Source organism: Spirosoma montaniterrae, from assembly GCF_001988955.1.
GTDB classification, from domain to species: domain Bacteria; phylum Bacteroidota; class Bacteroidia; order Cytophagales; family Spirosomataceae; genus Spirosoma; species Spirosoma montaniterrae.
The window spans coordinates 2338982-2353719 of record NZ_CP014263.1 but is presented as its reverse complement, the minus strand read 5'-3'; the positions used below and the strand labels follow the sequence as shown (position 1 = coordinate 2353719).

General features: G+C 51.8%; 10 protein-coding genes. 4 read left to right on the top strand and 6 right to left on the bottom strand.

The features are described from left to right. The 6 genes from AWR27_RS10255 to AWR27_RS10230 form a co-directional block, all read right to left on the bottom strand. The gene (locus AWR27_RS10255; RefSeq protein WP_077131092.1) at window positions 1-2130 is read right to left on the bottom strand and encodes a protein O-mannosyl-transferase family; all 2130 of its coding nucleotides are present in this window, start codon (window positions 2128-2130) and stop codon (window positions 1-3) included. A 19-nt stretch (window positions 2131-2149) separates the two neighbouring features. Next, on the bottom strand, window positions 2150-3244 hold the full coding sequence (locus AWR27_RS10250; RefSeq protein ID WP_077131091.1) for a DegT/DnrJ/EryC1/StrS family aminotransferase: 1095 nt from the start codon (window positions 3242-3244) through the stop codon (window positions 2150-2152). A 98-nt stretch (window positions 3245-3342) separates the two neighbouring features. Further along, on the bottom strand, window positions 3343-4596 hold the full coding sequence (locus tag AWR27_RS10245; protein WP_077131090.1) for an ABC transporter ATP-binding protein: 1254 nt from the start codon (window positions 4594-4596) through the stop codon (window positions 3343-3345). Between the two features lie 23 nt (window positions 4597-4619). Next, the gene (locus AWR27_RS10240) at window positions 4620-5459 is read right to left on the bottom strand and encodes an ABC transporter permease (protein ID WP_077131089.1); all 840 of its coding nucleotides are present in this window, start codon (window positions 5457-5459) and stop codon (window positions 4620-4622) included. Window positions 5460-5480: 21 nt separating this feature from the next. Then, window positions 5481-6593 (bottom strand): GumC domain-containing protein, encoded by a 1113-nt coding sequence (locus AWR27_RS10235; protein ID WP_077131088.1) that lies wholly within the window; start codon window positions 6591-6593, stop codon window positions 5481-5483. A 12-nt stretch (window positions 6594-6605) separates the two neighbouring features. Next, window positions 6606-9221 (bottom strand): polysaccharide biosynthesis/export family protein, encoded by a 2616-nt coding sequence (locus tag AWR27_RS10230; RefSeq protein WP_077131087.1) that lies wholly within the window; start codon window positions 9219-9221, stop codon window positions 6606-6608. A 248-nt stretch (window positions 9222-9469) separates the two neighbouring features. Here AWR27_RS10230 and AWR27_RS10225 point away from each other — a divergent pair, with 248 nt between their 5' ends. The 4 genes from AWR27_RS10225 to AWR27_RS10210 all read left to right on the top strand — a co-directional run bounded on the left by AWR27_RS10225 (window position 9470) and on the right by AWR27_RS10210 (window position 14705). Next, window positions 9470-11362 carry a DNA topoisomerase IV subunit B gene (locus AWR27_RS10225; protein WP_198045127.1) on the top strand — a complete coding sequence of 631 codons (1893 nt, stop codon included), beginning with the start codon at window positions 9470-9472 and terminating at the stop codon, window positions 11360-11362. Between the two features lie 78 nt (window positions 11363-11440). After that, window positions 11441-12514: a prephenate dehydratase gene (gene pheA, locus AWR27_RS10220; RefSeq protein WP_077131086.1), complete on the top strand. Its 1074-nt coding sequence runs from the start codon at window positions 11441-11443 to the stop codon at window positions 12512-12514. A 13-nt stretch (window positions 12515-12527) separates the two neighbouring features. Next, window positions 12528-13907: a flavin monoamine oxidase family protein gene (locus AWR27_RS10215; RefSeq protein WP_077131085.1), complete on the top strand. Its 1380-nt coding sequence runs from the start codon at window positions 12528-12530 to the stop codon at window positions 13905-13907. Window positions 13908-14012: 105 nt separating this feature from the next. Then, entirely contained in the window at window positions 14013-14705 is a 693-nt protein-coding gene (locus tag AWR27_RS10210; protein WP_077131084.1) for a molybdopterin-dependent oxidoreductase, read from the top strand. Window positions 14706-14738 lie beyond the last annotated feature (33 nt).

The following is a 14738-nucleotide window of genomic DNA, read 5'->3' as shown; positions in this document are numbered from 1 at the left end:
CTATTTCAGTTTTCTCAGGTAATAATCCTCTGCCGGTACAATCATCGACTGCCGGATGGTAGTGTCGGTGCCAAGCCGGATGTCGCCCGGTTGTGGCTTAATCACGCTTTTGGCGAAGAAGAGGTAATCAGCTTGTTTGGGAATCGGCTGAACGCCCTGCTCGAAGGGGTTGATCGTAATTAGCCGACGCGACAGGTCAGGACCGTAAAGCGGGTATTCAAAATCGTCGTTGATCGTACCCAGCGCGACGGTTGCGTTAGCCGGAACCAGTTCATCGAATCGCTTGTAAGGCACATACGTATCGGGTCGCCCGATGGTCATTTGGTAAATACGATCCGCCACAAACGCCGATGGGTAGGTTTTACCGTCGAGGGCCGTACCGCCAAACGGCATGGCGCGAATGTTGAAAAATACACACAACAAGGCCGAAACACAGCCCAATAGCGTAACCAATCCGACATAGCCTTTCCAGACGGCGCGCTTTCGTACATCGACCGTAGTGCGCGGATGGAGAAAGAGCAGGGCCAGGAACGTGACGCCAAACAACCCGGTTTCGATGAAGTAACGCCCTTTAAAGGGGTCGTAAGGTGCCGAGTAGGAGAGGGCCGCAAAGTGAAGCACTACGGCAAGGCCCAGAAAAATGTGGGGCGTTGAGCGCACAATACCCGTCAACACCAGTAGCAGAAGCGGAAAAATTAGCCCGAAACCAAAAACGCCCCAGTATGGATTGGCATTGTAAAACACAAACCGCCGGTCGAATGCGAAGGGTTGAATGGAAAAGTCGGTTTCTTCGTCTAACCGCATTTTCAGTTTGTCTTCCAGCACAACGATTGGCCGACGCATGACCCGATTCAGTTCGACGCCGGGGGCGATGTTCCGAATACCGTCTAAATTAACATGATCGTATGCATATCGAACCACGTTCCGGCTTCCCTGTTCGAGCAAATTTCGCAACGTGCCGGCCCGTTCAACCGACTGATGTTTGAGCGACGTTGGCGGACCAATCGGGTGGCCGAAGACGTCAATATTTTTCAGGTAGCCCGTTGGCAGTGTCCATAAGCACATACCAACAACAATGGCTGCGCCCAACCGCCACGCCCGGTTGAACCAAACGGCCAGCGAGTTTGCCGAACCCGGCCCGGACCAGAGCACAGTGTAAAGCATTACAACAAACACCGAAGGCAGCAGCAGCGCGAACGTAATCTTATGCCCGAATGCTATGCCGAACGCTATACCTGCCAGATACAAATACCGGTTGTCGGGTTGCCCGGCAGCCACGCTCTGACGATACGAAAACAGCATATAGAGCAATACGCTCAGATAAGCTGTCAGTACAATATCGGTTTCCGTTGTGATGGCCTGCATCAGAAAGTCAGGCAGCAGCGCGTAGGCGAGCGCACAGAAAAAACTGGCCGAAAGTAGCCGGTTCATCCGACGCGGCTCCGGCGAATGGGCCGTGAGTTGCCCAATTCGTTGAACAATACCGAACACAGCGACGATGGCGGTCCAGTAACTGAGGTGATGGATGAATTTGAAGCCGTTCTCGAAATGGCCCGTCATCAGGAACGCATAAATCTGGAGCGTACAGACGCTTTTCGGGTACGTGTCCATGTTCCAGTTCGTGCCACCGAAGTGCCGCATCGACCCGCGCTGAATGTATTGCATCACGCGATTGAGGTGGCCTGTCATACTATCCCACTCGTTTGGTACGGTGAACAGTACCAGCAGCAGATTCGTAACGGCAATAATAAGCAACGTAATAAACAGGCTCGAAAACAGAAACCGCACATAAGGCGATAGGCTCTGGAACCATCGGCGGGCCGTATGCCGTCGCTCGCGGATGAGTAACGACACGGAGAAGCGTTGCGGCTTATCAGTACCCCACCACGCCAGCCGTTGAAGGGTCCAGCCCAGCAGCGTTGCCGTAATAAACACTGACCCAGCCCATACGGGTGCATGAGCCGTCTGATACAGAGCCGATAATATAAAGCCGGTCAGAATTACGCTACCGGCTCCGAGCAAAAAGGTCGTCAGCAGCCATTCCACCAATGACCGGCGGCAAATCCGCGCCGACAGCCGACCTAAGTAAATCAGAAAAATAAGGAGAGAAAGAAGGTAGATGAACGTCATAGTTTTGACTACTGACTATTTAGTAGACAACATTAGACACAGCTATGGCTTCATTCACAATACCGGCGATTCGGTCTACGTCACTTTCTGCCAGATCGGGGTAGAGTGGCAGGCTCAGCACACGCAGCGCAATATCTTCCGAAACCGGGCAAGCCTGGTAAGATGGTACGAAGGGCAAGGTGTTAAGCGAAGGGTAAAAATAACGGCGCGGTACAATTTCCTGCGCTTTCAGGGCATCGACCACCCGCAAAAGGGTTTCCTCCGAATCGAACACAACCGGGTAATACGCATAATTGTACTCCATACCGGGCGATAGTGTTGGGCGGGTCAACCGGCTGAAATCAAGCCGATTGTTATAGTAGTCAAAAACACGTCTGCGGGCAGCAATCAGTTCCGGCACTTTCGGCAGAACGCACAAGCCCATAGCTGCATGAAACTCCGAATTTTTGGCGTTGATGCCTATGCTATAATAATCGTCGTTGCGGTGGCCGAACGAGCGATAGAAATGCAGTTTCTGCGCCATCGCGTCGTCGTTCGTAACGATGCATCCGCCTTCAACCGTGTGAAACACTTTGGTGGCATGAAAACTACAGGTACTCAAATCACCATAACTTAGCAACGACCGGCCATTGTAGGTGGCTCCGAATGTATGGGCTGCATCGTAAATAACCTTAAGCCTGTACTTTTCCGCGATAGCGTGGATTTGTTCAACCTGACAGGCGTTTCCATACACGTGCGTTGCCAGAATCGCCTGCGTGTGTTCAGTTATTAGCGGCTCAATTTTGTCGGCGTCGATATTGAAATCGTCCGGGCGAATGTCGGCAAAAACGGGCGTACAGCCTTCCCAGAGCAGGGCATTGGTTGTGGCAACGTAAGAGAAGGGAGTTGTGATAACCTCCTTTGTGATGTCTAATGCCTTCAGGGCCATCTGCAACACAACGGTGCCATTACTACAGAACTTCAGATGCTTCACGCCCAGAAATTCTTTCATCTGTGCTTCCAGTTCGCGCAGCAGCGGGCCATCGTTGGTAAGATGAACACGCTCCCAGACACCCTTCAGGTAAGCAGTATACTCTTCAAAATCAGGTAAGTATGACTTTGTGACGTTGATCATATCAATAAACAGTTAACAGTTATTAGCAAACAGCTACCAGTCATCGGTGAGCAGTGAGCAGGGTTTTACGCAAACTAACAACTGCTTACTGGTAAGGGTTAACTGTTTACAGGTTCGAGCATCCCCATGTCAAACGGAAACTGCGGACGAACGTAGCCCGGCCATTTACCGTACCAGGCGATGCCCTCTCGGTAATCTTCCACGTCAAAGGTAATGCCTTCTTCCATAATGTAGAGGGGCGTAACGGTATCCTTCACTACCATGACCGAAATGGTATAGGAGCCATCGTTCAGAAAATAGCCCGGAATAACGCATTCGCCAGCAATCAGCCCTTTGCCATATGGACGCGATTGCGTACCGATGTTGAAGATACACTCGCCCGTCAGCGAATTCAGGTGCAGCGACAGGTTCAGGTTTGCCTTCTCCATCATGTTCCAGAACTCAAACCGCACCTTCATGGGCGTTCTGACGTCGATATGGGTCAGGTCGTCGGGGTAATCGGGAATCAGTTCGATTCGCCGAATGCGCACCAGATCATTGCCGGGCGCGTCTTCGGGCGTATCCCATTCCCGTTTCAGGCGCGTTTTCGACACTTTACTCAGATACGAGGCAATCACCTGATTGGTTTCACCCTGCTCGATGAGTCGTCCTTTCTCAAAATACAGCGTTTTGTTACAGAGTGCCTGCACGGCGGTCAGGTTGTGGCTCACGAAAATGATAGTCCGCCCACTGGCCGAATTATCGCGCATTTTGCCGAGACTTTTCTTCTGAAATTCAGCGTCGCCCACAGCCAGCACTTCGTCGACAATCATGATTTCGGGGTCGAGGTGAGCCGAGATAGCAAACCCTAACCGAACGTACATTCCTGATGAATAGCGTTTCACGGGAGTATCGAGGAATTTCTCAACTCCGGCGAACGCCACGATGGCGTCGAACTGTTTACGAATTTCGCTGCGGCTCATGCCCAGCAGCGACCCGTTAAGGTAGATATTCTCGCGGCCCGTCAGTTCAGGGTGAAAGCCCGTACCGACTTCAAGCAGCGAAGCAACCCGCCCCCGAATGCGGACACTGCCGGTGGTTGGTTCGATGATTTTGCTCAGGATTTTGAGCATCGTCGATTTACCGGCACCGTTATGCCCGACGATACCCACGCGGTCGCCCTGTTCAATTGAAAAACTAACGTCGCGCAAGGCCCAGAACTCCTCCCTGGTAAGACCGTCCGCCTTGTTTTTACCGTTGAAAAGTTGACGAAAATTCTCCACCAGCACGTCGCGAAGGGTGTTGGAACCCTTGCCCTTCTGATGGTCGATGATGTATTGCTTACTTATATTTTCGACGGTAATGACAGACATAGTTTCGTCAGTACAATTTGCGATTAAATGTCATCGACAAACGTGTTTTCACGCTTGCGAAAAAAATAGAGCGATAAACCCAGGCACACAGTGATAATGGCAACTGATATGAGCAGGCTTCGCGGATTAAAGTACGCATTTTCGCCCAGCAATGCCCAGCGGAAGCCGTCGATAATGCCTACCATTGGATTAAACCAATAGAATGGTTCCCACCATTCGCCAGCTTTTTGCGCTACCAGACGACTGCTGTAGGCAATAGGACAAACGTAGAAACCAACCTGCACTATGAATGGAATCAGTTGCCCAATATCACGAAAACGCACGTTGACAACGGCAAAAAACAGCCCAAAGGCAAAAGCAGCCAACACCGCCAGTACGATAAATACAGGCAGCAGCAGTAAATGCCAGTCGGGTACGAACTGATACCAGATTGCCAGCAGAATAAATAGCCCCAATGAGACCAGAAAGTCGATAAAACTAACGGCAACGGCACTGAGGGGCATAATCAACCGGGGAAAATACACCTTTGTGACGAGATTTGAGTTCAGCGTCACGCTGTTGCTGATTTGGGTGAAAGCGGTTGCAAAAAAAGTCCAGACGGTGATGCCGCCCAGCACCATCAACGGATATGGAATGCCGGGGTCGCCTGTCAGTTTGGCGATTTTGCTGAACACAAATACCATGATGAGCATGGTTGTCAGCGGACGAATCAGACCCCAGGCCGCGCCGAGTGCCGTTTGCTTATAGCGCACCGACACGTCGCGCATCGATAAAATATACAGTAGTTCACGGTTGCGCCACAAATCACGCCAGTAATGACGTTCGGCGCGGCCCGGCTCAATTATAACTTCGTGCGTTCTCAAGGTGGTTTGGTAAGTAAAAAATTACTCTTCGCGCATAACGGAGCGATACGTCTCGCGGAAGAAAATAATCAGGAATGATAACAACAACGCCAGAGCAATACCAATTTGTTTACCATTGGTCGTCACAATTTCGCGATAAAGCGGGAACGTAACCGGTTCGATAATCGTGAACAGCGGAGCTTCCCGAATCAGCGACAGACGCATGTTGTCGGCACTTTGCAGAGCCTGATAATATAAGGTACTCAAAAACGTGGAGTTGCGCGTCAGCTTGGTTTCGTTGATACGCCCCTGAGCCGCCACTACCTGCTGATTCTGATCGATGTACTGCGCCAGTCGGCTTTCGGTGCCCGTTAGTACCCGCGCCAGCGAATCGGCCCGGTTATCGAGCAAATCGAGCATTTCGCGGGTTTTCTTCGTTTGTTTTTTCCGATAATCTTCCTCAATGGTTTCGAGGTGAGTCGACAGAAACACCGCTGTCAGTTGTTCGTCCTGCATACTGGCCCGAATCTCCATAAACGAAGACTTTCGTTCGGGTTGCTGAACACTCATCTCACTTTTGATGCGGGTATAAATATCCGACATGGCTAATTGCTCCTGCCGGTTAAACTCTTCGGTTTTCTTGCCTTTGCGGAAAGCAAATGCCCGCAGCGAATCACTCTCTTCCCATTCTTCGTCCCGAATGCCGCTGTGCTGTATGTAGTAATCGATCAACAGGGTGTCTTGCCCATTGATCTTTACGGTTCGCATCAGCGTTTTTTCGACAACAGGCCGCGATTTGGCATAAATCTGGAAGTTGTCGCCCACAAAAATATTGGCATCCGGTGCTCCCGACGACAGACCAAATGCGCCAGCCAGCGCACCCAGTTCGCCGAAGTTGCTACCGCCAGAACCACCGCCGAGATTGAATGTAATCGACGCATTGTAGAGCGGCTTTTTCTCGTGCGTGAGGTCATAAATGAAGCCGCCGATGCCACCTATCAACAGCAGAACAACAAGAACTTTCCAGTTACGCCGAACAACGTTTTTTAGCTTAAGCACCGTCAGCACAACCGACTTGGGTGAGATCTGATCGGGCGGCAATGGCTTTACTACGTAAGGCGTGTTGGCTATATTGTTTTGATCCGGGGGAGTCATGGTTTTCTGCAATTAATTACCCACGCGAGTCAGGGCGATGATGAGACCAATTACCGAAAGCAGCGACGAGATCGTGCCTGCCGTTGAGGCCAGAATCTGCTGCGGAGTGAGCGGTACGGCATTGCGTTTTGGAACTACAACTTCCGAACCCGGCTGCACACGGGGATAAATATTAAAGAACATAAACTTCCGCGTTCTGTCGACCGAACCGTTGGCATAAACAATAAACGACCGCCGACGCTGCGACTTCGAGGTGAACCCACCCGCCTGCGAAATGTAATCCTGAAACGTTTGGCCTACCCGGTATTTTACCGTCGACGGCTGGAGTACTTCACCCTGAATCCGAACAGTTTCAAGAATTTTCGGAATGCGCAGGATGTCGCCAGCCTGCACAAGGATATTTTCGGATGAGTTTGGGTCTTCCAGAATCTTTTTCATGTTAATACCGATAGCCTGAGACTGCTGAGCCGCTGAATCCTCGGTTTCAACAATTACTCTTCCAGCCGTACTGGCTGCATCGGCTGCATCGCGAATAGCCTGTTGCTGCCGGGCAATTTCGTCGGGGCTAAGTTGCACAATCCGAACCAGCGTTGCGCCTTCTACATACGCCTGTGGGGTTAGGCCACCAGCTAAGGTAATCAGGTCCGACACTTTCTGCTCTTTGCTTTTAATGGCATATTGGCCCGGAACAATTACCTCGCCTTCAACCGCAGCATAGGTCTGAATTGCGTAATTAGGCGACCGGCGCACAATAATCTGGTCGAACGGTTCGAGTACAAACCGGTTCACGTCAGCGTTGATCGACAGGTCGCGGCTTACGTCGAATCGGAAAATATCGGCCAACTGTGAAGACGTTGATTTGGGGTCGAAATCTTTCTTTCGGCGAACTACCTCAATTTGCGACGTGGCCGCTGATTCGAGCATACCACCTGCCCGTACCAACGCATCGTTCAAGGTCATGTTTGCCATGTACGGCATATCGCTGCTGGGCCGGTTTACTTCGCCCTGCACCGATATCAGCGCGGTCTGGGCCAGTTCAAACTTCGACGGGATTACTACCTGATCTTCACGCTGAAGCGGTACGTCGGGTTCGGTGCCTGCCAGAATGTTGGTCAGGTTGACTGTCAGGTTTTCAATTGCCAGATCTTCGCGGGTACGGATGATGTTGATACGCCCAACAAAAGCATCCCCTTTCAGCCCCTCGGCTGTTTTGATAAGCTGCGTCAGAGTCTTGTTCTGATCGAGCGAATACTGACCCGGACGGAAAACCGCTCCTTCGATATTGACCTGATTCTCAAAGCGATCCAGAAGCCGCTCAACGTCGGCTATGTCGCCGTCCTGCATGACGAATGTTTTAAAATCGGCAGCGGCCACGTCAATCACCTTTCGTTCGCGGTCGGTCAGGCGGGTTACTTTAATACGGCTTTTATACGCATTGGCGGCAAAATCACCAGCGTAGAATAGTAGCCGGTCAAGTGTTTCGCCGGGCAGCATCTCAAAGATATTGATGCGTTTTACCGTCCCCGTAATTTCGACCCGGCTGATGAAGGTCGTGAACCGGATGTTGTCATTATCCTGCAACCGGAGGTCGTTGCGCTGCGTACCATTCAGCAGATAGTCGTACAAGTCGAGCGTAGCTGCTACCCGGTTGTTCCGAATCAGTTGCACTTTGCGAAACGAACCTAACTCATTGGGGCCACCCGCCTGATAAATGGCGTTCATCACCGTTGAGAGCGACGAGAGCGTATAGGTGCCGGGCCGGAGCGCGTCGCCCGTAACCGTTACGCGGATGCTGCGAATACCGGACAGCGACACTTCGAGGTAGGTGTTGGCCGAACCAGCCGCCGAACTTTTCAACCCTACGAACTTAGCCGACAACCGGCTGGACAAGCGCGTTTTAACCTGTTCGACCGACAGCCCTGACACGAAAATAGGGCCAATTCCAGTACCTTGTGCAATGTATACGTTACCTTCGGGCGAAACAGTCTGGCTAAAGTCAAACTCAGAATAACCATACACCCGAATATTGAGCCGGTCGCCGGGGCCAACGATGTAGTTACGGGGTGTAGCCATTGACAGATTCGGCTGAAAGGAAGTTGCCAGTGATCGGTTGTTGAAGATCGAACTCCCGAACAATTTACGACGTAGTTCGGCGGCTTCACGAACGCGGGCGGCTTCGTAGCCGTCTTCCAATGCTGCTTTTTTCTCCGCTTCTTCAGGCGTATTCAAACTATCGGCAGACATTTCCCGAACATCTGGATCACCGTTGGCATCGGCCTGTTGCGGGGCTGTTCGTCCTCCGTTATTGCCTTGCTGCTGAGCGGCCCGCTGCTGAATTTGCTGTTGAACATTGGCCGGAAGGTTGTTGGTGTTAACCCCCGGAGGCAACCCCGTTCCGCGCCCGGGCTGTGCCGTTCCACGACCGGGCTGCGATGCCGGACCGGCTGGAGTTGAAGGAGCAACAACGCCCCCGCCCGACGGTGCTGGAGCAACCTGCGCCTGAGCCGCAAGGCCAGTGGCAGTGAGCAGCAGTGTAACAACGCATACCCGGAGCCGACCGGTAATCAGAGATGTTACGGAGTGGAAAGAATTACGCGAAACGTGTTGGTTAACTGATGAATTTTGCATATTTTTAAGATGTCGAACAGCAGCGGCAACAACAGCAACGATGTCCCTAACCTAACGACAGGATCGACCGTATGGTACACGGTTGAGTTCAGTCGGCAAAGTAAGCGAACTTTTGTTGGATTATGAATAGTTTCCTATCAAGTGGAAGCTTTTCCGGCTATCTGACATCGGGGTATAACTTTTCCGATGTATAGTTGATCAATCGTTTATGCCTTCCCCGCCGTTTCGCACCTTTATCAGTAACTTTTATGGCAGATTTGACAAATCAACCTGTTCAGTATAACGAAGATAGCATCCGTTCGCTCGACTGGCGCGAACACATCCGGCTCCGACCGGGCATGTATATTGGTAAACTCGGCGACGGCTCGGCTGCCGACGATGGCATCTACGTACTCCTGAAAGAAACCATCGATAACTGCATCGACGAACACGTGATGGGCCACGGCAAAATCATCGACGTGCGCGTAACCGACCACCGCGTTGAAGTGCGCGATTACGGGCGGGGCATTCCACTTGGCAAAGTGGTAGAGGTTGTTTCCAAGATCAATACCGGTGGTAAATACGATTCAGGTGCCTTCCAGAAATCGGTGGGGCTGAATGGCGTTGGGACGAAAGCCGTGAACGCGCTTTCCACGTATTTCCGGGTTCAGTCGTTTCGCGATGGCCGCACGGTTTGGGCCGAATTTGAGCGAGGGTATCTCAAACAGCAGGCCGATGAACCAACAAACGAGCGCAACGGTACGCTGATTGCCTTTGAACCCGACGATTCGGTGTTCAAACACTTTCACTATATTCCGCAGTACCTGGAGAAGATGATCTGGAACTACTGCTACCTGAATGCCGGATTGACCATTGCCTTTAATAAGCAGAAGTACATTTCGCAGAACGGTTTGCTCGACCTGCTGCGCAATGAGACAGACGAAGACGCGCTTCGGTACCCGATCATTCACCTGAAAGGCCATGATATTGAGATTGCCATGACCCACGGCAACCAATATGGCGAACAATATTACTCGTTTGTGAATGGGCAAAATACCACTCAGCACGGCACCCATCTCAACGCGCTCAAAGAAGCGGTAGTCGAAACAATACGCAAACACTTTGATAAAAATTACGAAACCACCGACATCCGGGCCAGCATTATTGCGGCTATCAGCATTCGGGTGCAGGAGCCGGTTTTTGAGTCGCAGACGAAAACGAAACTGGGATCGGTGAATATGTCGCCGGAGCCGAACGCGCAGTCGGTAAACTCGTTCGTGAAAGATTTTGTGAAAGAACGACTCGATGATTTTCTGCACATGAAACCCGCTGTGCGCGATGCACTCAAGAAGCGAATCGAACAGTCGGAACGGGAGCGGAAGGAACTGGCCGGTATCAAAAAATTAGCCAACGACCGAGCCAAAAAAGCCAGCCTGCATAACAAAAAACTACGCGACTGCCGAAACCACCTGCCCGACCTGAAAGCCGAAGATCGCTACCAAAGTACGTTGTTCATTACCGAAGGTGACTCTGCCAGCGGCTCCATCACCAAAAGCCGTAACGTACAGCATCAGGCCGTGTTCAGTTTGCGCGGAAAGCCGCTTAACTGCTTCGGTCTGACCAAAAAAGTGGTCTACGAAAATGAGGAGTTTAACCTGCTGCAACACGCGCTCGATATTGAGGACGGGCTGGAAGGGCTGCGTTACAACCGCATCGTAATTGCCACCGACGCCGACGTTGATGGCATGCACATCCGACTGCTGATGCTGACGTTTTTCCTGCAATTCTTCCCCGACCTGGTGCGCAACGGACACTTATACATTCTCGAAACGCCCCTGTTTCGGGTGCGTAACCCGAAAAATCATAAGGAAACCACCTATTGCTATTCGGAAGAAGAAAAACAGGCCGCTATCAATAACCTGACCAAAGGCGGCAAGAAAGTAGAGATTACGCGTTTCAAAGGATTAGGCGAGATTTCGCCGGAAGAATTTGGTCTGTTTATCGGCGAAAACATGCGCTTGGAGCCGGTGATTATGGAGAAAGAAACCTCCGTACCCAAACTGCTCAGCTATTATATGGGTAAGAATACACCCGACCGTCAGCGGTTCATTATCGACAACCTCCGCATCGAAAAAGACATTGACGAAGCCGCTTTGGTGTAGCTAACAGTTTGCAGAGGTCGGCAGGCAGTGTACTTTTGCAGAACACTGCCTGTTTTTTTGTGCCAACTGCCAACAGAAATGAATTTAGAGTCTCTCCGTAACGAAATCGATGCCCTCGACGACCACTTGCTGACGCTGCTGAATCAGCGCATGGAACTGGTCAGGAAAGTGGGCGAACTGAAACGTACTACCAACGCCGTTATTTACCGCCCCGAACGCGAAAAACAAATTCTCGACCGGCTTCATGGTCAGAACGATGGCTTACTGAACCGGCAGGCTATCGAAGCTATTTTTCTGGAAATCTTCGCCGTATCGCGCAATCTTGAGCTGCCCGAACGTGTGGCCTATCTGGGACCGGAAGGTAGCTTTACGCATCAGGCCGCCGAGAGCCGGTTTGGGGCTATGAGTGCCTACACCGCTCTGCCTACCATTCGGTCGGTGTTTGAAAGCGTTGAAACGGGCCGGGCGCGGTTTGGTGTGGTGCCCATCGAAAACAATCAGGAAGGTATCGTGAGCGAAGCCATTGATTTGCTGCTCGAAAAAGACCTGACCATTGCCGCCGAAGCGCAGATTCCGGTTCATTTTACGTTTGCCACCCAAACCGAAAATCTGGCCGACATCACGCACATTTATTCGAAAGACATTGCGTTTCGGCAGTGCAGCAAATTCCTGAACGATACGTTCGATGGGCTAAAGGCCGAACTCGTACCGGTAGAATCGACCTCGAAAGCCGCCAAACTTGCCGGGCAACAACCCCATACGGCGGCCATCTGCTCAGGCATCGCGGCCAAACTGTTCGACGTGCCGGTGCTGTTCGATAATATCGAAGACTCAGACCTGAACCGGACGCGCTTTCTGATTCTGGCGAAAGAGTTTGTCAATCAGCCCAGTGGTTATGATAAAACCACGCTGATTGCCCGTTTGCCCAATACTGAAAAACCGGGTGTGCTGGCCGAATTTCTTCAGGAATTCAATGCCCGCAGCATCAACCTGACCAAGATAGAAAGTCGTCCGTTGCGCGAGGGGGCCACATTCCGGTATTGGTTCCTGCTCGAATGCGAAGGTCACGCCAACGATCCCGACTTGCAAGAGGTTCTGAACCACCACGCGGCTGATGTGAAGTTGCTGGGCAGTTACGTCAGAATGGCATAATAGGTCAATCAGTATGTTACGCCGTACTTTTTTAGGCCAGTCGGCCCGCATTCTGGCAGCATCAGCTACGGCCCCGCAAGTAATTGCCTGCACGTCAACTGAAGAGGCATTCCCCGACAACACCAGTTTCAGCGGCAATGTGCTGATAATTGGGGCGGGGATAGCGGGCTTGTATGCTGCTCATCTACTGATGCAACGCGGTGTTGATGTAACGGTGCTGGAAGCATCAACCCATATTGGCGGACGAATTCGACCATTGACTGGCTTCGCCGACTTTGCCATTGAGTTGGGTGCTGAAGAGATTCATGGGCAGCGCACAGAATGGTACAAACTAATTGCCAGTGCGGGGGGCATATTGCAGTCGGCAGATGGTGGTACTGATTATGTTGTATGGAACGGGCAGGCTCGTTCAGACGACACACTGTCGGGCGATTCAGGCTTTCGCGCTGCGCAAACGTTTGTGGAACAGGCTACTAACTACTCCGGGGCTACTGACCAAACAGTGGGTCAGTACTTTCGGGCATCGGGGTTGTCGGCGCAGGCGGCTCCGTTCGTAAATGCACAAATCGGTAATGAATATGGCACAAGCATGGACCGGCTCAGTTTGCGCGGTATTACCGAAGAAGATCGAGCCTGGACAGCGGGCGACAGAAATTTTATACTTACCAATCGGTCATATCTCGATAGTATTCGTACCGCGTGGTCTGATGTGGTAGGCCGGGTAACTACCGGTGCGGTTGTGAGAGAGGTCGACTACAGAAATTCTCAGGTAACAGTCACTGACCAGCAGGGCCGCAAATACACTGCTGATCGGGTAATTATTACCGTGCCATTGACTATTCTGAAGGCGGGCGATATTCAGTTTACGCCTGCCCTGCCTTCTGACAAAATCAGTGCTTTATCGAACATTGGCATGGGGGCTGGTATGAAACTTATTCTACATTTCAATCGTCCGTTTTGGCCCGAGGGTCTTGGTTCGCTATACGGCAATGGCTATGTGCCTGAATTTTGGGTAACGTCGGCAGGACGTAGCCAGAACCAGTTTGTATTGACGGCTTTTGTGATGGGTGAAAAAGCCGAGTTTCTCAGCCAGCAGGGGTCGGGAGCTACCGAAATAGTTCTTAAAGAATTAGACGCGCTGTATGCTGGCCGGGCCAGCCAATTCGTGACCAAGAGTTACATTATGGATTGGACAAAGGAACCGTTTATTCGTGGTGCTTACTCGTTTCCTGTTGTTGGGGGTGGTTTGGTGATGCGGCAAGCGTTGGCGAACCCAGTGCAGAACAAGCTTTTTTTTGCAGGCGAAGCCACGCATACGGCTGGTCACAGCGGCACGGCTCACGGGGCAATGGAAACCGGGCAACGAGCGGCCAGAGAAGTGCTGGTAAACTAACGGGTCGCTCATAACAGTTGCTAAAAGAGTAGATTTCTCAGAACCACTGACAACCGGCTACAGTTACACGTATGGAGTTAGATTCTTCGACTCGGCTGTATACTGATGGAAGCAAACGAAAAGACGGATAAAATCATTGACGCGCGGATGAAACTCAAACGGCGGTTTGAGGAAAAAATGAGCCAAACGCCGTCGGTAAGCGATACAAAGCCGCGCGGGTCGGGGCCGATTAATCGTCACGGTATGCCAACGGTGCCTATCGGTCAAACCGTGACGACCAAATGGCCCGTACTCGATTTGGGTTATCAGCCCAGCATTCCGCTCGATAAATGGCAGTTGGCAATTGACGGCGAAGTGAACAACCCCGTGCGGTTAAAATGGGCCGATTTGATGGCTTTGCCGCAAACAGAAGACGTCAGCGATTTTCACTGCGTTACAACCTGGTCGCGGCTCAACATTCCGTGGGTGGGGGTGCGGTTCATGGATTTGGCCGCGCTGGTTGACCCCAAAGGCTCGGCTACGCACATTATGTGCTATGGTTACGATGGCTATTCAACCAACGTTTCGCTCGAAGAAGCCCTAAAACCCGACGTGCTGCTGGTACATACCGCCGACGGTCAGCCATTGCCCCGCGAACATGGCGGTCCGCTCCGCATGATTACTCCCCAGCTTTACGCCTGGAAAGGCTCGAAATGGATCAAGCGCATCGAATTCCTGCCGAAGAACCAACTGGGTTTCTGGGAAGAACGCGGCTACTCCGACACCGCCTACCCCTGGCGCAATGATCGGTATAGTTGAAAAGGTGTAGAGACGCAAGATGTTGCGTCTCCT